Here is a 21,880-nt window from a genome sequence, read left to right on the forward strand (position 1 = left end):
GTTTGCCGTTCTCTGTGTCCTCTGTGTCCTCTGTGGTGAATAGCAGTCTCTCACCGGATAAGACTAGATTACGGCCTCCCCCACGATCCAAACCCGAGCGATATGTCCCTCGTCGAGTGCGTCCCGAATTTCTCCGAAGGCCGTGACCAACCCACGATCGACGCCATCCGTGACGCCATCGCGTCGGTGGACGGCGTGGTCGTGCTGGACGTCAGCTCCGATGCGAGCCACAACCGCAGTGTCGTCACCTTCGTCGCGCCGGTCGAGAAGGCCGCCGAGGCCGCCTTTCGGGGCATCAAGGTCGCCAGCGAGCGGATCGACCTCACCAAGCACAGCGGCGAACACCCGCGTATCGGTGCCACCGACGTCTGCCCGTTCATCCCGCTCGAAGGCGCCTCGATGCAGGACTGCATCGTCCTCGCGCGCACGCTCGGCGAGCGCGTCGGCAGCGAGTTGAGCATCCCGGTGTTCCTCTACGAACGTGCCGCGACGCGGCCCGACCGCACGAACCTCGCGGACATCCGTCGCGGCGAGTTCGAACAGGCCCGTGAAGAGCTCGGCACGAATCCCAATCGCGTGCCGGACTTCGGACCCAACAAGATCCACCCCACCGCCGGCGCCACTGTCATCGGTGCGCGGCCGTTTCTCGTCGCCTACAACGTGTACCTCGGCGGCAAGGAGCACGTCGGCATCGCCAAGTCCGTGGCCAAGGCCGTGCGCGGCTCCAGTGGAGGCCTCAAGGGCGTGAAGGGCCTCGGACTCGAGGTGGATGGGCAGGCGCAGGTGTCGATGAACCTCGTGGACCTCGACGCCACTCCCCTGCACCGTGCCTACGAGATGGTGAAGATGGAAGCCGAGGCGCTGGGCGTGACGCCGACCTGGAGCGAGGTCGTCGGGTTGGTGCCGGAGCGGGCGCTGTTCGAGACCGCCGCGCGACACCTGCGCTGGAAGGACTACACGCCGAACGCGGTGCTCGAACGCAAGGTGCGCGCGGCAGTCCAAGGCGGCGAATCGCTCGCCGGCTTCGTCGGCGATGTTGCGAGCTCGGCACCCGTTCCGGGCGGCGGATCCGTCGTGGCGCTGGTGGGCTCGCTCGCCGCCGCGCTCGCGCAGATGGTCTCGGGCCTCACGGTGGGCCGCAAGAAGTACGCGGCCGTCGAAGACGAGATGAAGGAGCTGGGCCTGCGCGCCAACGCCCTCGTGCGTCGGCTCAAGGCGCTCAAGGACGAGGACGCCGCCGCGTACACGCTGGTCAGCAACGCCTACAAGCTGCCCAAGGACACACCCGAGCAGGAGACCGCGCGCACCGCGGCGATCCAAGCCGGCCTGATGAAGGCCGCCGAGGTGCCGTTGGAGACGGCGCGCTGGTGCGCCGAGGTGGCGGAGTTGGCGGCGATCTGCGCAGTGAAGGGCAACACCAACGCGGCGTCGGATGCGGGCGTCGGTGCGCTGCTCGCTGAAGCTGCGGCGAAGGGCGCGGCCTACAACGTGCGGATCAACGTGGTGGCGATGCCGGACAAGGCGGCGGGGGCGGCGCTGGCTGAGGAGGCGCAGCGGCTGGTTGCGGCGGCGTCCGATGCCGCCAAGCGCGCGACTTCGGCGGTCGAGGCGCAGCTCTAGAGCGTCGTCAGCACCCGCGGCCCTTCGGCCGTGATCGCCACCGTATGCTCGAAGTGCGCGCTCAGCGACCCGTCCAGCGTCACGATCGTCCACTTGTCGCTCAGCGTCTTGGTCGCCGGCCCGCCCGCGTTCACCATCGGCTCGATCGCCAACGTCATCCCCGTCTGGAGCCGCGGGCCACGCTTGGGCTTGCCGTAGTTGGGCACCTGCGGCTCCTCGTGCATCGACGCGCCGACGCCGTGGCCCACGAGGTCCTTCACCACGCTGAAGCCGGCCTTCTCCACCACCGCCGAACAGGCAGCGCCGAGGTCGCCGATGTGGTTGCCGAGCGTGCAGGCGTTGATGGCCGCGTAGAGCGACTGCTCGGTGACGTCCATCAGGCGCCGCGCTGCGGGGCTGATCTCGCCCACGGCGTAGGTCCAGGCGCTATCGGTGTGGAAGCCGCCGTAGTAGACGCCGATGTCCACCGTGATGAGGTCGCCGGCCTTGAGGATCCGCTTGGCGCTGGGGATCCCGTGCACGATCTCCTCGTTCAGCGAGATGCAGGCGGAGCCGGGGAAGCCGTACAGGCCCTTGAACGACGGCGTGGCGCCGGCGTGGGAGCGGATGAAGGTCTCCACCATCCGGTCGACCTCCAGCGTGGAGATCCCGGGCTGCAGCGCCGGCTTGATGTGCTGGTGCGTGGCGGCGAGGATGCGGCCGCTGGCCGCCATCGTCTCGAGCTCGCGGGGGCTCTTGAGCTGGATCACGGGCGTCCCGGGCCGCTCAGCGGCCGACCGCCCTCAGCGCGCGCGCGAAGACGTCGTCGAACGACCCGACGGCATCGATATGCTGCACGTTGGCGCCCTCGCCCACATACCAGTCGAGCACGGGCTTGGTCTGCGCGTGGTAGACCTTGAGCCGGTTGCGGATGGCCTCGGGCTCGTCGTCCTTGCGGCGCACCAGGGTGCCGCCGCAGCCGTCCGGGCAGGGCGCCCCCGGCTGCTGGCCGGTGAACGGCTTCTGGTTCTTGTCGCAGGTGGTACGGCCGGAGAGGCGCTGCACCAGCAGTTCGTCGTCGATCTGGAAGTCGAGCACGACGTCCACGCCCGTGCCGATCTCGGCGGTCATCCGCTTGAGGCCCTCGGCCTGCGGCACGGTGCGGACCACGCCATCGAGGATGGCACCCTTGGCGTAGGTCGGCGACAGCAGTGCTTCCTTGATGATGCCGAGGATGACGGCGTCGGGCACGAGGTCGCCGCGGTCCATATAGGCCTTGGCCTCGAGGCCCAGCGGCGTCCCGTCCTTCACTGCGGCCCGGAGCACGTCGCCGGTGGCCAGCTTGGAAACGCCAAGGGAAGCGGCAATGCGCTCCCCTTGTGTGCCCTTGCCAGCGCCCGGCGGACCGAGCAGGACGACGATCACCTCAGAAGCCCTGCTGGACGTTGCGTCCGCGGAAGCGGACCTTGCCGCCCTTCTTCATAAAGCCGTCGTACTTGCGCAGCAGCAGGTGCTGCTGCATCTGGGCCATCGTGTCCAGCGCCACGCCGACCACGATCAGCAGCGAGGTGCCGCCGAACTGGAAGGGGACGGAGAACAGGTCGGCCAGGAAGATCGGCATCAGGGCGATCGTCGTCAGGAACGCGGCACCCGGCAGGGTGATGCGCGTGACCACGTGGTCGATATGCTCTGCCGTCTTCGCGCCCGGCTTGATGCCCGGGATGAAGCCGCCCTGCTTCTTCAGGTTCTCCGCCAGCTCCACCGGATTGAAGATGATGCTGGTGTAGAAGTACGTGAAGAACATGATGAGCGTCGCGGACAGGGCGAAGTACACCCAGGTCCCCGGCGCGAAGTACTCGGAGAACTGTGCGAGGCGCGGGTTGCCCGAGAACTGCGCGATCGACGCCGGCACCACGATGATGCTCTGGGCGAAGATGATCGGCATCACGCCGGCGGTGTTGATGCGCAGCGGGATGAAGTTCTTGGCCGCCTCGCGCTGACGGCCGCGGGCCATCGTGCGCTGCGGGATCTGGATGGCGATCTTGCGCGCCGCCATCGTCATCGCCACCACGCCCGCCACGACCAGCAGCATCACCACGGTCATCGCGATGAGCGCCAGCGGCGAAATCGCCCCCGTGCTCACGAAGCCGACGGTCTGCCAGATGCTCGGGATGAAGCGCTCGACGATCGAGAAGAAGATCAGCAGCGAAGCGCCGTTGCCGAGGCCGCGCTCCGTGATCTGCTCGCCCAGCCACATCACGAACAGTGCGCCCGTGGTGAGGAAGAGCACCATCTGGAAGGTGAAGCCCGGGCCCGGGTTGAGCACCGCGCCCTGCACGCCGCTGGTGAACAGCGCGTAGCCGTAGCCCTGCACCGCGGCGAGGAAGACGGTCCCGTAGCGCGTGTACTGCGTGATGCGCTTCCGGCCCTCTTCGTCCTTGTTCATCTTGTCGAGCGTCGGCACCACCGCGGCCGCGATCTGCATAAAGATCGAGGCCGAGATGTACGGCATAATGCCGAGCGCGAAGATCGTGGAGCGCGAGAGGTTGCCGCCCACGAACAGGTCGTACAGCCCGAGCAGCCCGCCGCCCTGGCTCGCGAAGAAGTCCAGCATCGCCGTCACGTCCACGCCCGGGGCGGTGACGTGCGAGCCTACCCGGTAGATCACCAGGCAGAGGAACGTGAACGTGATCTTCTGCCAGAGCTCCGGCGTGCGGTAGATGTTCCCCACCGCCGCCATCGGGTTCGCCTGGGCCATCTTACGCCTCGACCGCGCCGCCGGCGGCGACGATCTTGGCCTTGGCGGAGGCGCTGACCTTCAGCCCCTTCACCGTGTAGGCCTTCGTCACGTCGCCGTTGGCGAGCAGCTTGGCCGGACCCTTCGACGCCTTGGCCAAGCCAGCGGCCACCAGCGTCTCCATCGTCACCTCCGTCCCCTCGACGAGGGCGAGGTCGGCCAGGCCGATCACCTGCGCCTCTTCACGGAACGGATTGGTGAACCCACGCTTCGGCACACGACGCGTGAGCGGCATCTGGCCGCCCTCGAAGTGCGGCTTGTTGCCGCCCGGGCCGTGATGGCCGGCGCGCGCCTTGATGCCCTTGTGGCCCTTGCCCGACGTCTTGCCCGTGCCGGAGCCCGGGCCGCGCCCGAGGCGCTTGCGGTTCCGGTGCGAGCCCGGCGTCCGCGCCAAGGTGCCCAGGGTGATCTTCTCGTCGCTCATCGCTTACTCCTTCACCGGCGTCACTTCAACCAAGTGACGCACGCGCTTGATCATTCCGCGCAGCGCCGGCGAGTCCTGGTGGACCACCGACGACTGATGGTGCCGGAGGCCGAGTGCCTCCAGCGTCGCGTTCATAACCTTGTTATGGCCGATGCCGGACCGCACCTGCGTGATGCGGACCTTCCCCTCGGTGAGGGTGTTCGGCTCCGTGTGCTTCGGCCCGCGGGTGCGGTGCCAAACGAACGTGCGTGGCATTTACACGGCCTCCTTGGACTTCGCCCGCGACTTGTACGGCAGCGAGGAGACCTCGACGCCGCGCTCGCGCGCGATCTGCTCCACCGTCGTCAGGGCCTGCAGGCCATCCAACGCGGCGAGCACCATATTGTGCGGGTTCGTGGACCCCAGCGACTTCGTGAGGATGTCGTGGATGCCCACGCACTCCATAATCGCGCGCACCGCGCCACCGGCAATCACGCCGGCGCCGGGAGCGGCGGGCTTCATCAGGACCTTGCCGGCGCCGTGCTTGCCGACGATCTCGTGCGGGATGGTCGCACCCGTCATCGGGATGGCCACCATCGACTTGCGCGCACCCTCGACGGCCTTGCGGACCGCCTCGGACACCTCGTTCGCCTTGCCGGTCGCGATGCCCACCTTCCCCTGCCCGTCGCCGACGGCGACCAGCGCGTTGAAGCTGAAGCGGCGGCCGCCCTTGACGACCTTCGCGACGCGGTTGATGGCGATCACGTTCTCCAGCAGGTCGCTGCCTTCGCGCTCCTGCTGCGGGGCGCCGCCACGGCCACCGTCACGGCCGCCGCGACCATCGCGTCCGCCGCCCGGGCCACCACGGCCACCACCCGGCCCACCACGACCGCCGCCCGGGCCACCGCGCCCGCGCCCGCTGCCCGGACCGCCACGGCCACGGCCACCCTGGCCGCCCGCGCCACCACCGAAAGCACCACTCGTCTCAGCCATTTAGAACTCCAACCCGCCTTCGCGGGCTCCGTCGGCCACCGCCTTCACGCGGCCGTGATACTGGTATCCACCACGATCGAACACGACCTTCGTGATGCCGGCCGCCTTCGCCTTTTCGGCGACGCGCTTGCCGACTTCGACCGACTTCGCCGTCTTCTTCCCCTCGAGACCGCTGTCCGTCACGGTCAGCAGGGTGTGCTGCTTCACGTCGTCCACCAGCTGGGCGGTCATATGCTTCAGCGAACGGAAGACCACGAGACGCGGCCGCTCGGCCGTCCCCGCCACCTTCGCTCGCACGCGGATATGACGGCGGGCACGCAATCCGGCCCGCGTCTTCGGTACACGCTTTCCAGGCATTACTTACCTCCCGCCTTACCGGCCTTGCGCCGGATGACTTCGCCCTGGTACTTGATGCCCTTGCCCTTGTAGGGCTCGGGGGGCCGGAGACCGCGGATTTCCGCCGCCACCTGGCCGACCACTTCCTTGTCCGCGCCCTCGATCACGACCTGCGTGGGCTGCGGGGCCGAGAGCTTGATGCCCGCCGGCGCCTTGTACTGGATCTGGTGCGAGTAGCCCAGCGCCAGCTGCAGCCCGAAGGGCTTCGGCTCGGCCTTGAAGCCCACGCCCGTGATCTCCAGCTGCTTCTGGAAGCCCTTCGAGACGCCCTCGACCATATTGGCGATGAGCGTGCGCGAGAGCCCGTGCAGCGCCTTGTGCTGCGGCTCGTCCGAGGGGCGCGCCACCGTGATGGTGCTGCCCTCGTGCGAGATCTTCATCTCCGCGGGAATCGTGCGCTTGAGCTCCCCCTTGGGGCCCTTCGCCGACACCACGTTGCCTTCCACCTTCACCGTCACGCCCGCAGGCACGGTGATCGGAAGCTTGCCGATACGCGACATATGCGTGGCCTCCCTTACCAGACCAGGGCCAGCAACTCGCCGCCGGTGCGCTGCTGGCGCGCCTCGCGGTCCGTCATCAGGCCCTTGGAGGTGGACAGGATGGCGACGCCGAGGCCGTTGCGCACGCGCGGAATCTCCGCGGCGCCGACGTACTGGCGAAGGCCCGGCGACGACACGCGGCGCAGCTCACGGATGACCGGCGTGTTGCCGGCATACTTGAGCGCCACGCGGAGGACCTTCTTGCCCTCCGGCGTCTCGAGCGTCTTGTAATCGGTGATGAAGTTGCTCTCCTTGAGCAGGCGAGCGATCTCCACCTTCATCTTGGACGCCGGGATGTCCACGCGGCGATGCTTCGACCCGACAGCATTGCGGATCCGCGTGAGCATATCGGCGATGGGATCAGTCATGCTCATACTGTGTACCTAAGCTCCTCTGGTTTCCGGACCGGCCGGACCTGTAGGATGAGAGAATGCGGTTCCGGCGCAGAGTGCGGTCCGGCCTACATTCGGTGTGTGCTACTTGGACGGATGACGGAGGACGGATGCTTGGGGCTCTTGCTCGTTGCATCCGTCATCCGTCATCCGTCCAGCCCTACCAGGAAGCCTTCCGGACGCCCGGAATCAGCCCCTGCAGCGCCATCTCCCGGAACGCCATACGGCTCAACCCGAACGCGCGCAGGTTGCCGCGGCTGCGGCCGGTCATCTGGCAGCGGTTGCGGACGCGGACCTTGGCGCCATTGCGCGGCAGCTTCTGCAGCGCCACCTGGGCGGCCCGCTTCTCCTCGTCGGTGGCCTTCGTGGACTTCACGATGGCGCCGAGCGCGGCGCGCTTCGGGGCCTGCTTGGCCGCCATCTGCTTGCGGCGCTCGTTCTTGTTGACAGTGCTCTTCTTGGCCATTGGTTTCCTCAGCCCTGGACGACGATGGGCTTGTCATCGCCGCGGAACGGCATCCCGAGCTCGCGCAGCAGCGCGAACGCGAGGTCGTCGCGGTTCGTGGTCGTCACGAACGTGATGTCCATTCCGTGAATCTGCTCGACGAGATCGTAGTTGATCTCGGGGAAGATCATCTGTTCCTTGATGCCGAGGCTGTAGTTGCCGCGGCCGTCGAAGGAACGCGTGGAGAGGCCGCGGAAGTCACGGATGCGCGGGATGGCCGTCGACACGAAGCGGTCGAGGAACTCCCACATCCGCGCGCCGCGCAGCGTCACCGACACGCCGATCTCCTGGCCTTCGCGCTGGCCGAAGTTCGCGATGCTCTTCTTGGCCTTGGTGCGCAGCGGCTTCTGCCCGGTGATCACCGCCATCTCGTCCACGATGGCGTCGAGGACCTTGGGCTGCTTGATCGCCTCGCCCATCCCGACGTTCAGCGTGATCTTCTGGAGGTTCGGCACCTGGTGCGGGTTCTTCAGGCCGAACTGCGCCATCAGCTTGGCCCGCACGGTCTTCACGTAGTGGCCGTGCAGGCGCGGCGCCGGCACCGGAAGATCCTTGCCCGCGTGATCCTTGGGCAGCATCGACTGGCGCTTCTCGCCGCCCTGGCCGCTCTTCTTCTTGTCCTGCGTCTTGGTCGTTGCCATATGTCAGTCCTCGCTCAGCGCGCGCGCGGGATCGACTGCCCGCTCTTGGCGCTGATGCGCTCCTTCGTACCGTCGGCGTCGATCCGCGCGCGGATGCGCGTGGGCTCCCCCGACTTCGGGTCCAGCAGCATCACGTTCGACAGCGCCACCGGGGCCGGCATCTCGATGATGCCCGACTGCTCCTCGGCACGCCGCGCGCGGCGATGCTTCTTCACGATATTGATGCCCTCGATCGTCACGCGGCCCGTCTTCAGGTGCACGCGGATGACCTTGCCATCCTTGCCCTTGTCGTCGCCACGGAGCACACGCACGGTGTCCCCCTTGGTGATCTTCGTCTCGACGCGCTCGGCGTTCCGGGCGTGACGGGTGACGTTCTTCTGACCGCGGGTCTTGCGGTGGGTGAGAATACGCATTTACAGCACCTCAGGGGCCAACGACACGATCTTCATATAGCGCTTCTCGCGCAGCTCGCGGGCCACCGGCCCGAAGATGCGCGTGGCGCGCGGCTCGCCCTTGTCATCGATGATGACCACGGCGTTCTCGTCGAACTTGATGTAGCTGCCGTCCTTGCGGCGCACTTCCTTCACCGTGCGCACGACGACGGCCTTGGCCACGTCGGACTTCTTGACGGTGCCGTTCGGCAGCGCGTCCTTCACCGCCACCACGACCTTGTCGCCAAGGCCGGCGTAGCGCTTGCGCGTGCCGCCGAGGACGCGGATCACCAGCGCCTTCTTGGCGCCGGAGTTGTCCGCGACCTTCACGACCGATTCCTGTTGGATCATTGGTCAGTTCCCCTTAGCGTGCGCGGTCGACGATCTCGAGCAACCGGAACCGCTTGTCCTTGGACAGCGGCCGGGTCTCGACGATGCGGACGGTGTCGCCGACCTTCGCCGAGTTCGCCTCGTCGTGCGCCTTCAGGCGCTTGGTCTTCGTCACCATCTTCCCGTACACGGGATGCGGCACGCGACGTTCAATCGCGACCACGATGGTCTTGTCCATCTTGTCGCTCACGACGAGGCCCTGGCGCACCTTGCGGGCGGCGCGGGTCGGCGAGGCGGTCTTCTCGGTATCAGCCATCTGTCATATCCCTGCGCGCGTTAGCGCGCAGCCTCCGTACGCTCCGCCTTCTCGCGGAGCACCGTCTGAAGCCGCGCGATGTCGCGGCGAATCGTGCGCAGCCGGAGCGGATTGCTCAGCGGCTCCGTGGCGCCCCGGAAGCGGAGCCGGAACCGCTCCTCCTCCAGCTCGGCCAGGCGAGCGCGGATCTCGTCCGTGCTCAGCTCCCGGATCTGGTCAGCCTTCATTGCCCTGCGCCTCCTCGCGCGCCACGAACTTCGTCTTCACGCCCAGCTTGGCGGCGGCGAGCCCGAGCGCCTGCTGTGCGATCTCCTTCGTCACGCCTTCGATCTCGAACAGGATGCGGCCGGGCTTGACCACGGCCACCCACAGTTCCGGCGAGCCCTTGCCCTTGCCCATTCGCGTCTCGGCCGGCTTCTTCGTCACCGGCTTGTCCGGGAAGATCCGGATCCAGACCTTGCCGCCGCGCTTGATGTGACGCGTCAGCGCCACGCGTGCGGCTTCGATCTGGCGCGCCGTCACCCAGCCCGGCTCCTGCGCCTGGAGGCCGAAGGTGCCGAACGCGACGGTCGCGCCACGACGGGCGAGACCCGTCGTGCGACCCTTGAACATCTTGCGGAACTTGACCCGCTTCGGTGCTAGCATCGGTCAGCTCTCCTCAGGCGTCCGAGGAGTACGTCGAGTTGCCTCGACGACCCTCGATGACTTCGCCCTTGAAGATCCACACCTTCACACCGATGGTGCCGAAGGTCGTCTTCGCGGTCGACGTCGCGTAATCGATGTCCGCGCGGAGGGTATGGAGGGGCACCCGCCCCTCGTGGTAGCCCTCGACGCGCGCGATCTCGGCGCCGCCGAGGCGGCCCGAGCACTTCACCTTGATGCCTTCCGCGCCCATCCGCATCGCGCTCTGCACCGCGCGCTTCATCGCGCGACGGAACGAGATGCGCTGCGCCAGCTGCGCGGCGATGTTGTCGGCGACGAGCTGCGCCTCGATCTCCGGGCGCTTGATCTCCTCGACGTTCACACCCACTTCCTTGCCGGTCAGCTGCTGGAGCTCGGTCTTGAGCTCCTCGACGGCCTGGCCCTTCTTGCCGATGACCACGCCCGGACGGCCGGTGTGGATGGTCACCACGGCCTTCCCCGGCTTGCGCTCGATCGTGATCTGGCTGATGGCCGCGCCGCCAAGGCGCGCCTTCAGGTACTTCCGCAGCAGCGCGTCTTCCTTCAACAGCGCCGGGAAGTCCTTCTTGGCAAACCACTTCGAGCGATGCGTCGTGCTCACGCCGAGGCGGAAGCCGATCGGATGCGTCTTCTGTCCCATTATCGACCTTCCTTCTCGGCCACGATGATCTCCACGTGGCTGGTTCGCTTGTGCATCGGCGTCGCCCGGCCCATCGCCGCAGGCGTCCACCGCTTGAGCTTCACACCCTCGTTCACGATCGCGTGCTTGACGTAGAGCGCGTCCACGTCGAGCGACACGTTCGCGTTGCGCGCCGCCTGCTCCGCGTTCGCGACGGCGCTGTTGAGCACCTTCGAGATCTCGTGCGAGGCGTGCTTCTTGCTGAACTTCAGCAGGGCCAGCGCGTCGTTCACGCGCAGGCCGCGGATCTGATCAATGACCAGCCGCATCTTGTAGGGCGACTGGCGCGTCGACCGCTGGATGGCCCGGGCTTCCGTCATGCTCACTTGCCTCCCTTGGCCGGGGCCGCCGCTGCCGGCGCCGCCTTCTTGTCGGTCTTGTTGTTGCCGGTGTGGCCGCGGAACAGCCGCGTCGGCGCGAACTCGCCGAGCTTGTGGCCCACCATGTTCTCGGTCACGTACACCGGGATGAACTTGTTCCCGTTGTGCACCGCGATCGTGTGCCCGACGAACTCGGGGATCACCGTGCTCGCGCGCGACCAGGTCTTCACGACCTTCTTCTCGTTCTTCGCGTTCATCGCGACGACGCGCTTGAGCAGCGCATCCTGGATGAACGGACCCTTCTTGATTGAGCGTGCCATAGTCTCGTATCCCTGTTAGCTCTGGGTGGCCTTGCCGCGCTTCCGGCCACGGACGATCAGACGCTGCGACGCCTTCTTCTTGTTGCGCGTCTTGACGCCCTCCTTCTTGCCCCAGGGGCTCACCACGTTCCGGCCGCCGCGCGTGCGGCCACCGTGCGGGTGATCGACCGGGTTCATCACTTCACCGCGGACCTTCGGACGGCGCCCCATCCAGCGGGTCTTGCCGGCCTTGCCCCAGGAAATCAGCTCGTGCTCCGCGTTGCCCACCTCGCCGATCGTGCCGAGGCAATCCCCGTGCACCATCCGCATCTCGGTGGACGCCATCCGCAGCGTCACGTAGTCGCCTTCCTTCGCGACCACCTGGAGGCTGGTCCCGGCCGAACGGGCCATCTGGCCGCCCTTGCCCGGCTTGAGCTCCACGTTGTGTACCGCGGTGCCCAGCGGCACCTCACGCAGCGGCATCGCGTTGCCCGTGCGCACGTCGGCGCCCTTGCCGCTGACGATCGTATCGCCCACGGCCAGGCCCTTCGGGTGCAGGATGTAGCGCTTCTCGCCGTCCGCGTACTCGACCAGCGCGATGCGCGCCGAGCGGTTCGGGTCGTACTCGATGTGCTGCACGGTCGCGGTCACGCCGTGCTTGTTGCGCTTGAAGTCGATGATGCGGTACTTGCGCTTGTGGCCACCGCCCAGGCGCCGCATCGAGATGTGACCGTGGTTGTCGCGGCCACCGCTCTTCTTCAGCGGTTCGGTGAGCGACTTCTCCGGCGTGCTCCGCGTGATCTCGGCGTTATCCGAGACCGAACGGAAACGCGTCGCGGCGCTCACTGGCTTGAATTGACGAATCCCCATTGGCTTAACCCTCGAAGATCTCGATCGCGTCGCCGGCCTTCAGCGTCACGATGGCCTTCTTCCAGCGGGGACGCAGGCCGGCCGACGTGCCGACGCGCCGCGGCTTCCCGCGCTGCTGCGAGGTCCAGACGCCGGTGACCGTCACACCGAACAGGCGTTCGATCGCCTGCTTGATGGCCGTCTTGTTGGCATCCGGATGGACCTCGAACGTGTATTCCCCGCGCTCCTGGTACGCCGCCGAGGACTTCTCGGTGACGAGCGGGCGCACGATGGTGCGATGCAGTGTCGGCATCGGTTACTTCCCCTTCTTCTTGGGGGCCGCCTTCTTGGCCGCCGCCTTCTTGGCGGCAGGCTTGGCAGCGGCCTTCTTCGCGGGCGCCTTCTTGGCGGCCGCCTTCGGTGCGGCCTTCTTGGCCGCGGCCTTCTTCTTGGCAGGCGCCTTCGCCTCGGCCTTGGCCGCCTTGGCCTCCGCCTTCGCCGGCGACGCCTTCTTCTTCGCCACCTTCACCTTCTCCACCGCCTTCTCCGCCACCGGCGCCAGCTCGTGGCCAATCGCGCCTGCCTCGACCAGCACCACATCCGACCAGAGGATGTCGTAGGTGGAGGCGTCGCTGTACGGCAGCACGACGACGTTGGGGATGTTGCGGCCGGAGAGGTAGACGTTCGGCTTCACGCCGTCGGTCAGGATCAGCGCCTTCTTGTGCGTGACCTCGAGACGGGCCAGCAGCTGGACCAGCTGCGCCGTCTTCGGGGCCTCGTACGAGAAGCGGTCGATCACCAGCACGCTGTTCTCACGCGCGCGGGCGTTGAGCGCGGACTTGCGGGCCAGCGCCTTGATCTGGCGCGGGACCTTCTGCTCGTAGCCACGCGGCTGCGGGCCGAAGACGGTACCGCCGCCGACCCAGTTCGGGGCGCGGGTCGAGCCCTGACGGGCGCGGCCGGTGCCCTTCTGCTTCCACGGCTTCTGGTTGCCGCCGACGACCCAGCGACGGGTCTTGGTGGCGTGCGTGCCCTGGCGCTGGTTGGCGAGCTGCGCCTTCACCGCCTGGTGCATCACCGGCATATTCACGGTGCCATCAAACGTCGCCTCGGGCAGGGCCACCGCATCGCGCGGGGTGCCCATCGCCGTGAAGGCCGACGCCGTGTAGTTCGTGGTCTCGGACATCGGTTATCCCTGCTTGCGGACGAGCACGATCCCGTTGGTCGGGCCGGCCACGCTACCGCGGATGTAGATCAGGTTGCGCTCCGCATCGACCTTCTCGACGCGCAGGTTGATCTGGGTGTGACGCTCGGCGCCGTAGTGGCCCGGCATCTTCTTGCCCTTGATGACGCGCGACGGGTCGGTGCCCGGTCCGATGGAACCCGGACGGCGATGCTTCGTGTTGCCGTGCGTGTTCGGACCGCCGCCGAAGCCGTGGCGCTTCACCACGCCCTGGAAGCCCCGCCCCTTCGTGGTCCCGGTCACCTTCACCATCTCACCCGGGGTGAAGATGTCGACCTTGATCACGTCGCCGACGTTGTACGTCGGCACCTCGGGGTTCTTCCCGGGCGCATCGTCGAGCCGGAAGGACCGCAGGACGGCCGGCGGCGCCTCGAGGCCCGCCTTCTTCGCGTGCCCGATCTCCGCCTTGTTCGCGCGACGGCCCTTCGGCGTGCGCTCGCCCTTCTTCGACTCGCGGGCCAGGCGCTGCGCGCCATAGCCGAGCTCCACGGACGCGAAGCCCGCCGCCTCCGGCGTGACGACCTTCGTCACCGGATTCGGGGTGGCCTCCACCACCGTGCAGGGGATCTGCTCCCCCTTTTCGTCGAAGATCTGGGTCATCCCCAGCTTCTTGCCAATGATGCCAATCATTACTTGCTCACTCGTTCAGTTAGTCGCGGCGTGGCCGAGCCACTTGCTTGGTCCACTTATGCCGGAGGACTCTGACTTGAGACTTGAGACGGGAGACTTGAGAGCGGCGCTCTCACGTCCCAAGTCTCACGTCTCAAGTCTTCTACTCAACCTTGATCTCGACATCAACGCCGGCGGGAAGGTCGAGTTTCGTCAACGCGTCCACCGTCACTGCCTTCGAATCCAGGATGTCGATTACCCGCTTGTGCGTCTTCAGCTCGAACTGCTCCCGCGACTTCTTGTCGACGTGCGGCGAACGGAGGACCGTCCAGCGCTGCGTCTTCGTGGGGAGCGGGATCGGGCCGGAGACCTGGGCCCCCGTCTTCTCCGCGGTCCGCACGATGTCCGCCGAGGCCTGGTCGATCACGGCGTGATCGAATGCCTTGAGTCGGATGCGAATACGTCCAGCCATTGATTCTCCACTGGGTCCGTGGGGGGCGGCGTCTACCGCCCCCACGGTCCCGATTGTTGTTAGGCGAGGATCTTGGTCACGACACCCGCGCCGACCGTGCGACCACCCTCACGGATGGCGAAGCGCAGCTGCTCCTCCATCGCGATCGGGATGATGAGCTCGATCGTCATCTGGATGTTGTCGCCCGGCATCACCATCTCGGTGCCGGCCGGCAACTCGATCGCGCCCGTCACGTCGGTCGTGCGGAAGTAGAACTGCGGGCGGTAGCCCTTGAAGAACGGCGTGTGGCGGCCGCCCTCTTCCTTCGTGAGGACGTAGACCTCGGCCGTGAACTTCGTGTGGGGCTTGATCGACCCCGGCTTGGCCAGCACCATCCCGCGCTCGATGTCCTTCTTGTCGATGCCGCGGAGCAGGAGGCCGACGTTGTCACCGGCGAAGCCCTCGTCGAGGAGCTTGCGGAACATCTCGACGCCCGTGACGACGGTCTTCTTGTCGGAGTTGTAGCCCACGAACTCGAGCTCCTCGCCGACCTTGCACTTGCCGCGCTCGATGCGGCCCGTGGCGACCGTGCCGCGGCCGGTGATCGAGAACACGTCCTCGACCGGCAGCAGGAACGGCTTGTCGACTTCGCGCGTCGGCTCGGGGATGTACGTGTCGAGGGCGTTGTAGAGCTCCTCGATCGTCGCCACCCACTTCGGGTCGCCGGCGATGGCGTTGGACGCCGAGCCGCGGATGACCGGGGCGTTGTCGCCGTCGTAGTTGTACTTCGAGAGCAGCTCGCGGACCTCGAGCTCGACGAGGTCGAGGAGCTCGGCGTCCTCGACGAGGTCGCACTTGTTGAGGAACACGACGATCTTCGGCACGTTCACCTGGCGGGCCAGGAGGATGTGCTCGCGGGTCTGCGGCATCGGGCCGTCCACGGCCGACACCACGAGGATCGCGCCGTCCATCTGCGCGGCACCCGTGATCATGTTCTTCACGTAGTCGGCGTGGCCCGGGCAGTCGACGTGCGCGTAGTGACGCGCGGTCGTCTCGTACTCCACGTGCGACGTGGCGATGGTGAGGATCTTCGTGGCATCACGACGCCCCTGCGACTCGGACGCCTTGGCGACCTCGTCGTAGGCGACGTACTTGGTGTTGCCGAACTTGTCCGCCGAGATCTTGGTCAGGGCGGCCGTGGTGGTCGTCTTGCCGTGGTCGACGTGACCGATGGTCCCGACGTTCACGTGCGGCTTCGTCCGCTCAAACTTTGCCTTGGCCATTGTTGCGTCCTGAAGTGGTGGTAGTGAGTTACAACGAATGCGAGTGCGATGCCTTTCCGTCTTCCATCTTCCGTCTTGCTACTTACTTCACCTTCGCGATGATCTCGTCGGCCTTCGCCTTCGGGACCTCTTCATAGTGCGAGAACTCCATCGAGTACACCGCACGGCCCTGCGTCATTGAGCGGAGCTTGGTGCTGTACCCGAACATCTCGCTGAGCGGCACCGTCGCGCCGATCACCTGGGCCTCGCCGCGCTGCGTCATCCCGCCGATCTTGCCGCGCCGGGCCGAGATGTCGCCGAGCACGTCGCCGAAGAACTGGTCGGGGCTGACCACCTCGACCTTCATCATCGGCTCGAGGATGATCGGGTTCGCGCCGCGGGCGGCCTCCTTGATGGCCATCGAGCCCGCGATCTTGAACGCCATTTCCGAAGAGTCGACGTCGTGGTACGAGCCGAACACCAGCTCGACCTTCACGTCCACCATCGGATAGCCGGCGAGGATGCCGTTCTCGAGGGCTTCCTTGATGCCCATCTCGACCGGCTTGATGAACTCGCGCGGGATCACGCCGCCGACGATCTTGTCCTCGAAGACGTAGCCCTGGCCCGGCTCGGCCGGCATCGCATTGATGACGACGTGGCCGTACTGGCCCTTGCCGCCCGACTGGCGGACGAACTTGCCCTCGACCTTGTCGACGCGCTTCTTGATCGTCTCACGGTAGGCCACCTGCGGACGGCCCACGTTCGCCTCGACCTTGAACTCGCGCAGCATACGGTCGACGATGATCTCGAGGTGGAGCTCGCCCATCCCGGAGATGATCGTCTGGCCCGTCTCGGCGTCCGTGTGGACGCGGAAGGTCGGGTCTTCCTCCGCCAGCTTGTTGAGCGCGATGCCCATCTTGTCCTGGTCGGCCTTGGTCTTCGGCTCCACCGCGACGTCGATGACGGGCGTCGGGAACTTCATCGCCTCGAGGATGATCGGCTTGTCTTCGTCCGACAGCGTGTCGCCCGTGCGTGTGTCCTTGAGGCCAATGGCGGCGGCGATGTCGCCGGCGCGCACTTCCTCGATCTCCTCGCGCTTGTTGGCGTGCATCTGCAACAGGCGGCCGATACGCTCACGCTTGTCCTTGGTGCTGTTATAGACGTGGGCGCCGGCCTTGAGCACGCCGGAGTACACGCGGAAGAAGGTCAGGCGGCCGACGAAGGGATCGGTCGCGACCTTGAACGCCAGGGCCGAGAACGGCGCGTCGTCGGACACCTCGCGGGTCTCGATCGTGTCATCGTGCTGCGGCGCGTGGCCCTCGATGGCGGGCACGTCGACGGGCGACGGCAGGAAGTCGATGACGGCGTCGAGCAGCGCCTGGACGCCCTTGTTCTTGAACGAGGCGCCGCAGAGAATCGGCACGAACTTCATCTCGCAGGTCGCGACGCGGATGGCGTGGCGGATCTCCTCGACCGTCAGCTCCTCGCCGCCGAGGTACTTCTCCATCAGCGTCTCGTCGTGCTCGACGACCATATCGATGAGCGCGGCGCGGGCAGCCTCGACCTTGTCCGTGAACTCGGCCGGGACGTCGACGACGGCGAAGGTCTTCCCCATCGTCTCGTTGTCGAAGATGTACTGCTTGCGCTCGATGATGTCGATGTGGCCCGTGAAGAGCTCACCGGAGCCGACCGGCAACTGGATCGGCAGGGCGGCCTTCGTGAGGCGGTCCTGGATCATCTCGACGCAGCGCTCGAAGTTGGCGCCGACGCGGTCCATCTTGTTGGAGAAAATCATCCGCGGGACCTTGTAGCGGTCCGCCTGGCGCCACACCGTCTCCGTCTGCGGCTCGACGCCGGCGACGGAGTCCAGCAGGGTCACGGCGCCGTCGAGCACGCGGAGCGAGCGCTCCACTTCGACGGTGAAGTCCACGTGTCCCGGGGTGTCGATGATGTTGATGCGGTACTCCGGTCCCTCGCCCTTCTTGTCCGACTGGCCGTGGCGCATCCAGAAGCAGGTCGTCGCGGCCGACGTGATGGTGATGCCGCGCTCCTGTTCCTGCTCCATCCAGTCCATCGTGGCCGCACCATCGTGCACCTCGCCGATCTTGTGCGACTTCCCCGTGTAATAGAGGACGCGCTCAGTCGTCGTGGTCTTCCCGGCATCGATGTGGGCCATGATGCCGATGTTGCGATAGTACTTCAGGTCGGTCGTGCGAGGCATCGAATCAGTAAGGCTTAGAGATGACGTATGGGGAACAAAAACGCGGCTGGACCAGGCGTTCCCCCCTGTGAAGCATCCGGGGAACCGGTATCCATCCGCACTCGCCGGGTACAGTCGCCACTCGAGCGCGACTGGGGACCCACGGCGCACCAGGGGCAAACAGCGACTATCCCCTGACGTTGAATTGTCCTGCGTGCTTCTCGGGAATCGCGGCGCCGCGAGCGAACTCGTGGCGGGATCGATCGGGCTGTCCACTCCCCCCGCGCGTCACTCCTGCCGACGTTGGCGGGCCCATAGGTCCGGAACGCAGTGCTCCGGGGTGTTCAGTGGTGCCGAACACCGACTACGACGCGACGCACACGAGGTGCGAATCGCCGTAGCCCGAGAAAAGTATCCCGTTCCGACGCGAAGTCAAGCCGAGACAAGCACTTGCGGTGCTGAGGTGGTCGCCCCGTGTACCGGCCAAGACACCGCACGATCGGGCGGCGCTAGCCGCAGTATCTCCGTCCCGATGCGCGATGACGGCTAAGTTATTGCCACACAATGCTTTATCGTCTAGTTCGTCGCCGCTCGATTGTCCCTACTGCGCGCACTCCTTATCGTTTCGCCAGATTCTCAGCACCGCACTTCTCTCCCATTCCGCCGGAGCGTTCAATGCAACCGCCCGCACTCGCCAGATTCGGCAGCCTCGCCGCGGCCCTCACGATGCTCGTGGTGGCGTCCCCGTCGGTCGGCGCCCAGCAGGGCTTTATGGCCGTGATGCACCGCAACATCACGGACGTTGAGCGGAAGGTCGTGGCGCTCGCCAACGCGATTCCCGAATCCGCCTACGCCTGGCGGCCCGCCGAGGGCGTGCGCTCGATCGGCGAGGTGCTGCAGCACATCGCCGCCGACAACTACATCCTGCCTGTGTATATGGGAACGCCGGCGCCGGCGGCCACCGGCATCACCGCCGATTACGGTACCGCCGTCGCATACGAGACACGTCGCGGGCTGACGAAGGCGCAGATTGTCGCCGACCTCGAGGCGTCGTTCGCGCACCTGCACCGCGCGATCAACACCAACACCGACGCCAACATCACGCAGAACATCGGCTGGTTCGGCAACCAAGCATCGCGCCTGCAGGCGATGACGGGGACGGTGGGACACCTGCACGAACACTTGGGCCAGCTGATCGCGTATGCGCGGTCGAATGGCGTGAAGCCGCCGTGGAGTAACTGAGTTCCAGATGGTGGACGGATGACGGAGGACGGATGCAAACAGAGGCGGGGCGGACCGTGGTATCGGTCCGCCCCGCTTCCGTCATCCGTCTTCCGTCGCATTACCGGCGACAATGCGCGAACGCCTTGTTCGCTTCCGCCATCCGGTGCGTGGCTTCCTTCTTCTTGACGGCGTTGCCTTCGCCCTTCGCGGCGGCGAGCACCGGCTAGCGTGTCCAGATAACCAGAGATCCACAGCCGTCGAAATCATTGAAGCGTGGCGGCGCGAACGACGCAGCATAGATCTCGATGCGCTTCGCACGCTCTAGCAGCCTCAGCAGTTCTTGTCGCTCGGTTGCGTCAATCATCTGGCCCAAGTCCGCACCATCCTCGAAGACTCGGGGGTCGCAGATGCCCATAGAACCCCGAATCTTGACCGCAGTACCGGACGCAACCACGAGGGGCACCAAGCTACCAAGGGCCTGCGGCGTGACCCGCGGAAGACGCCGCAGCATCGAATCCGTGACGAATCGACCCATTCCCGTCTTCCTCCGTTCCTCGAACTCTTCCTGCCACCGAGTCAGCGGCCGCTCCACGATTCGGATGGTGTCGAGCGCCGTGACCGGCTCAAGCGGGATCTCCCACGTCTCCTCCTCGAGTTTGTCTGGGATAGCGACGCGGAACGGCTGGTAGCCGAGCGCGCGGACCTCCACGTCAGCGGAGGCAGATGGGGCGACAATCAGGAATCGGCCCAATGAGTCGGTGAGGGCGCTCGCGATGCCACCCAGCGAAACTTCCGCTGCCTCTAGGGCGACGGAGGTGCGGGCGTTCACGACTCGGCCGGCGACCTCACGCCGCTCCGTCGGCGCAGCCGCGACCAGCCGAATCCAGTTCGCTCCGGCTCCAATCGTGACCCTCCGTTCGCCAACCTCGGCATCAGGTCCTAACGCCACCACTCCGACATACTCGCCGACGGGAACGCCGCAGAGCGCAAAGAATCCATTCGCGTTCGACGTGTCCGCAGTCGCAAGCACGGTTCGTGCCAGAACCGCGCGATCCAGCCGCAACTCCTGCCAAGTCGCCGTCACCTCAAGCCCAGGGCTCGGTGCACCGATACGATTCCGAATGAGCCCCATCAGCACGCTACGCTCGTCGCTGTCAGCGCTGCGGCCGCAGTGCTGGACGTGCAGGGCAGCGAGTGTCGGCGTGGAGAGGGTAACGGGCGTGCCGTCCCAACTGGACGGAACTTCACGTACGAGCGCCTCAAGGCCCAGCGTATCGAGCCCTGCGTACCAGGCCGTCAGGACGAACCCGCCTGAGGTCCGAGGTCTCGATCCGAGATCAAACCTCCCGTCGGCGTCCGTGACGACGATTCGCGCCTCACCGCGAATCATCACCTGCGCTCCAACGACGGGCCGTGGCTCCAGCGTGGAGTCTATGACAAAGCCCGTAACGTTGTGCTGCGCCTGCGCCGCCGGCACGAGCGCCACAAGAGGAAGGCAGAGTAGGCTGAGCCAAACTCCGCCGCGCCAGTGAGGCGGCCGCCCCTGAGCGGACCGACCGAGCCACCAGCTAGCGGTCGAAAATGGAGCGGAGCCGGTCCTCATCAGGCGGCAAGGCAAGCAGCTTTCCATCCAAGAATACCGATGGCGTGCCAAGTACCGACACCTCCTGTGCGATGCGCTTGCTTTGCCAAATCCGCTCGAAGTGGCCGGAATCGGAGCGAGCAAGGCACTCCAGTGGGCCACTTGCGTTCGAAACCTGCGCACGACGCAGCAGCTCGCCGGGTGAAAACACTTGCAAGGAATCTTGAACGGCGAACAAGACATCCGCCAGTCTCAATGCGACCGATTCGGAGCGCACTGCACACTCGAACAACTTCGCAGCGGGAAGTGCTGCCGCGTGATAGTCGAGTGGCAAGTGTGCGTATCGCACGTCAGTCGCACTAAGTCGGTCGCCGAAGACGTGTACGAGTCGCGCGTGAAAGGTCTTGCACGCGGGACACTGGAAGTCAGTGAGAACGACCAGCGTTGGTCCGGTGGTCACCGGACCCAGAGGAGTACTCGATCGGAGCAACCCGTCCCATTCGGCACGAGAAATTTGGCGATCGCGTGGCGCGGGACCGCCTGGGCCGGACCGTGAGAAGAACTCCCTTCTGACGGTCGCCGCGGCGACTGCGAGCGCCGCGGCGACCATGAGATAGGTCAGAATTCGTTCGAGTCTCGTCACACTTCGGGCGGGTAGCAGACAAGCATTGGTCCACCCTGACCACTGGGGTCGCCCATGCAGAACGGGCTCCAAGTGCAGTAAGGATTGACGCTGCCGCCACACACCCCCGAGCAGGAATTTTCGGCGGCTGCTCCGACAGGGCATCCCAAGTCGTACTGGCAGGAGCCACACCCGGGATTCCCCAATCCCGCCGCACTTGCCTCGCCACCGGTGAAACTCAGCGCTGCCATTGCAAGCACGAGAGCAGAAAGAAGACGGACTGTTCGCATACCCCCCCCCCCTAATTAGAAGTTACACGAGAAGGTGAGGTTCTGCGCCAACTCTGTCAAGCGTTTCTCGAGTGGTGTGCGGTGGTCGACCCAGCACAATGACCTAGGTCGATCTTCGATTCTCGCGCACCAGCATCGCGAACTGGCTTCGCGACCAGAGGCCGAGACACTTCCGGGAAATCAGAACCTTCCCCTCCAACGTGTTGCGTTGAACACCACGACTCAGA

The 21,880-nt window shown here is 66.2% G+C and carries 30 protein-coding genes and 1 pseudogene; 2 read left to right on the forward strand and 29 right to left on the reverse strand.

Annotated features, from left to right (window positions below):
* Positions 1-102: 102 nt before the first annotated feature.
* A complete protein-coding gene (gene ftcD / locus KF689_09820) occupies positions 103-1,620 on the forward strand; it encodes a glutamate formimidoyltransferase (GenBank protein ID MBX3133668.1) in 1,518 nt (505 codons plus the stop codon).
* Here ftcD and map read toward each other — a convergent pair.
* From map to fusA, 26 genes are all read right to left on the reverse strand, one after another.
* Complete coding sequence (map, locus tag KF689_09825; protein ID MBX3133669.1) at positions 1,617-2,333, reverse strand: type I methionyl aminopeptidase; 717 nt, start codon at positions 2,331-2,333, stop codon at positions 1,617-1,619. The two genes, ftcD and map, sit on opposite strands and share 4 nt — an antisense overlap.
* A 52-nt stretch (positions 2,334-2,385) precedes the next feature.
* Positions 2,386-3,024, reverse strand: coding sequence for an adenylate kinase (locus KF689_09830; GenBank protein ID MBX3133670.1), 639 nt, complete (start codon positions 3,022-3,024; stop codon positions 2,386-2,388).
* 1 nt (position 3,025) lies between these two features.
* Positions 3,026-4,357 (reverse strand): preprotein translocase subunit SecY, encoded by a 1,332-nt coding sequence (gene secY, locus KF689_09835; protein MBX3133671.1) that lies wholly within the window; start codon positions 4,355-4,357, stop codon positions 3,026-3,028.
* A gap of 1 nt (position 4,358) precedes the next feature.
* Positions 4,359-4,820: a 50S ribosomal protein L15 gene (gene rplO, locus KF689_09840; GenBank protein ID MBX3133672.1), complete on the reverse strand. Its 462-nt coding sequence runs from the start codon at positions 4,818-4,820 to the stop codon at positions 4,359-4,361.
* A gap of 3 nt (positions 4,821-4,823) precedes the next feature.
* On the reverse strand, positions 4,824-5,075 hold the full coding sequence (gene rpmD, locus KF689_09845) for a 50S ribosomal protein L30 (GenBank protein ID MBX3133673.1): 252 nt from the start codon (positions 5,073-5,075) through the stop codon (positions 4,824-4,826).
* Complete coding sequence (rpsE, locus tag KF689_09850) at positions 5,076-5,792, reverse strand: 30S ribosomal protein S5 (protein ID MBX3133674.1); 717 nt, start codon at positions 5,790-5,792, stop codon at positions 5,076-5,078.
* On the reverse strand, positions 5,793-6,149 hold the full coding sequence (gene rplR / locus KF689_09855; GenBank protein MBX3133675.1) for a 50S ribosomal protein L18: 357 nt from the start codon (positions 6,147-6,149) through the stop codon (positions 5,793-5,795).
* Positions 6,149-6,688 (reverse strand): 50S ribosomal protein L6, encoded by a 540-nt coding sequence (rplF, locus tag KF689_09860; GenBank protein ID MBX3133676.1) that lies wholly within the window; start codon positions 6,686-6,688, stop codon positions 6,149-6,151. The genes rplR and rplF overlap by 1 nt, the downstream gene beginning before the upstream one ends.
* A 14-nt stretch (positions 6,689-6,702) precedes the next feature.
* Positions 6,703-7,101: a 30S ribosomal protein S8 gene (rpsH, locus tag KF689_09865; GenBank protein ID MBX3133677.1), complete on the reverse strand. Its 399-nt coding sequence runs from the start codon at positions 7,099-7,101 to the stop codon at positions 6,703-6,705.
* Positions 7,102-7,279: 178 nt separating this feature from the next.
* Positions 7,280-7,585, reverse strand: coding sequence for a 30S ribosomal protein S14 (rpsN, locus tag KF689_09870; GenBank protein ID MBX3133678.1), 306 nt, complete (start codon positions 7,583-7,585; stop codon positions 7,280-7,282).
* Between the two features lie 8 nt (positions 7,586-7,593).
* A complete protein-coding gene (gene rplE / locus KF689_09875; GenBank protein ID MBX3133679.1) occupies positions 7,594-8,202 on the reverse strand; it encodes a 50S ribosomal protein L5 in 609 nt (202 codons plus the stop codon).
* A 77-nt stretch (positions 8,203-8,279) separates the two neighbouring features.
* Positions 8,280-8,678: a 50S ribosomal protein L24 gene (gene rplX / locus KF689_09880; GenBank protein ID MBX3133680.1), complete on the reverse strand. Its 399-nt coding sequence runs from the start codon at positions 8,676-8,678 to the stop codon at positions 8,280-8,282.
* On the reverse strand, positions 8,679-9,047 hold the full coding sequence (rplN, locus tag KF689_09885) for a 50S ribosomal protein L14 (protein ID MBX3133681.1): 369 nt from the start codon (positions 9,045-9,047) through the stop codon (positions 8,679-8,681).
* Between the two features lie 13 nt (positions 9,048-9,060).
* Positions 9,061-9,342: a 30S ribosomal protein S17 gene (gene rpsQ, locus KF689_09890; GenBank protein ID MBX3133682.1), complete on the reverse strand. Its 282-nt coding sequence runs from the start codon at positions 9,340-9,342 to the stop codon at positions 9,061-9,063.
* Between the two features lie 20 nt (positions 9,343-9,362).
* A complete protein-coding gene (rpmC, locus tag KF689_09895) occupies positions 9,363-9,569 on the reverse strand; it encodes a 50S ribosomal protein L29 (GenBank protein ID MBX3133683.1) in 207 nt (68 codons plus the stop codon).
* Positions 9,559-9,987, reverse strand: coding sequence for a 50S ribosomal protein L16 (gene rplP / locus KF689_09900; GenBank protein MBX3133684.1), 429 nt, complete (start codon positions 9,985-9,987; stop codon positions 9,559-9,561). Before rplP ends, rpmC begins: the two co-directional genes overlap by 11 nt.
* Before the next feature lie 13 nt (positions 9,988-10,000).
* A complete protein-coding gene (gene rpsC, locus KF689_09905) occupies positions 10,001-10,663 on the reverse strand; it encodes a 30S ribosomal protein S3 (protein ID MBX3133685.1) in 663 nt (220 codons plus the stop codon).
* Entirely contained in the window at positions 10,663-11,022 is a 360-nt protein-coding gene (gene rplV / locus KF689_09910) for a 50S ribosomal protein L22 (GenBank protein ID MBX3133686.1), read from the reverse strand. The genes rpsC and rplV overlap by 1 nt, the downstream gene beginning before the upstream one ends.
* Before the next feature lie 2 nt (positions 11,023-11,024).
* Positions 11,025-11,342, reverse strand: coding sequence for a 30S ribosomal protein S19 (gene rpsS, locus KF689_09915; GenBank protein ID MBX3133687.1), 318 nt, complete (start codon positions 11,340-11,342; stop codon positions 11,025-11,027).
* A gap of 15 nt (positions 11,343-11,357) precedes the next feature.
* Positions 11,358-12,191 (reverse strand): 50S ribosomal protein L2, encoded by an 834-nt coding sequence (gene rplB, locus KF689_09920; GenBank protein MBX3133688.1) that lies wholly within the window; start codon positions 12,189-12,191, stop codon positions 11,358-11,360.
* A gap of 4 nt (positions 12,192-12,195) precedes the next feature.
* Positions 12,196-12,483 (reverse strand): 50S ribosomal protein L23, encoded by a 288-nt coding sequence (gene rplW, locus KF689_09925; GenBank protein ID MBX3133689.1) that lies wholly within the window; start codon positions 12,481-12,483, stop codon positions 12,196-12,198.
* A gap of 3 nt (positions 12,484-12,486) precedes the next feature.
* Positions 12,487-13,314 (reverse strand): 50S ribosomal protein L4, encoded by an 828-nt coding sequence (gene rplD, locus KF689_09930; protein ID MBX3133690.1) that lies wholly within the window; start codon positions 13,312-13,314, stop codon positions 12,487-12,489.
* A 45-nt stretch (positions 13,315-13,359) separates the two neighbouring features.
* Positions 13,360-14,043: a 50S ribosomal protein L3 gene (gene rplC, locus KF689_09935; protein ID MBX3133691.1), complete on the reverse strand. Its 684-nt coding sequence runs from the start codon at positions 14,041-14,043 to the stop codon at positions 13,360-13,362.
* Positions 14,044-14,185: 142 nt separating this feature from the next.
* Positions 14,186-14,494 (reverse strand): 30S ribosomal protein S10, encoded by a 309-nt coding sequence (gene rpsJ / locus KF689_09940; GenBank protein ID MBX3133692.1) that lies wholly within the window; start codon positions 14,492-14,494, stop codon positions 14,186-14,188.
* A 59-nt stretch (positions 14,495-14,553) separates the two neighbouring features.
* Positions 14,554-15,756 (reverse strand): elongation factor Tu, encoded by a 1,203-nt coding sequence (gene tuf, locus KF689_09945; GenBank protein MBX3133693.1) that lies wholly within the window; start codon positions 15,754-15,756, stop codon positions 14,554-14,556.
* Between the two features lie 82 nt (positions 15,757-15,838).
* Positions 15,839-17,956 carry an elongation factor G gene (fusA, locus tag KF689_09950; GenBank protein MBX3133694.1) on the reverse strand — a complete coding sequence of 706 codons (2,118 nt, stop codon included), beginning with the start codon at positions 17,954-17,956 and terminating at the stop codon, positions 15,839-15,841.
* 654 nt (positions 17,957-18,610) lie between these two features.
* Here fusA and KF689_09955 point away from each other — a divergent pair.
* On the forward strand, positions 18,611-19,177 hold the full coding sequence (locus tag KF689_09955) for a DinB family protein (GenBank protein MBX3133695.1): 567 nt from the start codon (positions 18,611-18,613) through the stop codon (positions 19,175-19,177).
* A 100-nt stretch (positions 19,178-19,277) separates the two neighbouring features.
* Here KF689_09955 and KF689_09960 read toward each other — a convergent pair.
* The 3 genes and pseudogenes from KF689_09960 to KF689_09970 form a co-directional block, all read right to left on the reverse strand.
* A pseudogene (locus tag KF689_09960) lies at positions 19,278-19,379 on the reverse strand (30S ribosomal protein S7).
* A 3-nt stretch (positions 19,380-19,382) separates the two neighbouring features.
* Positions 19,383-20,645, reverse strand: coding sequence for a hypothetical protein (locus KF689_09965; protein ID MBX3133696.1), 1,263 nt, complete (start codon positions 20,643-20,645; stop codon positions 19,383-19,385).
* An 82-nt stretch (positions 20,646-20,727) separates the two neighbouring features.
* Positions 20,728-21,201 (reverse strand): thioredoxin domain-containing protein, encoded by a 474-nt coding sequence (locus tag KF689_09970; GenBank protein ID MBX3133697.1) that lies wholly within the window; start codon positions 21,199-21,201, stop codon positions 20,728-20,730.
* Positions 21,202-21,880: the final 679 nt, after the last annotated feature.

The sequence above is a fragment of the Gemmatimonadaceae bacterium genome (assembly GCA_019637355.1).
Classification (GTDB): Bacteria; Gemmatimonadota; Gemmatimonadetes; order Gemmatimonadales; family Gemmatimonadaceae; genus Pseudogemmatithrix.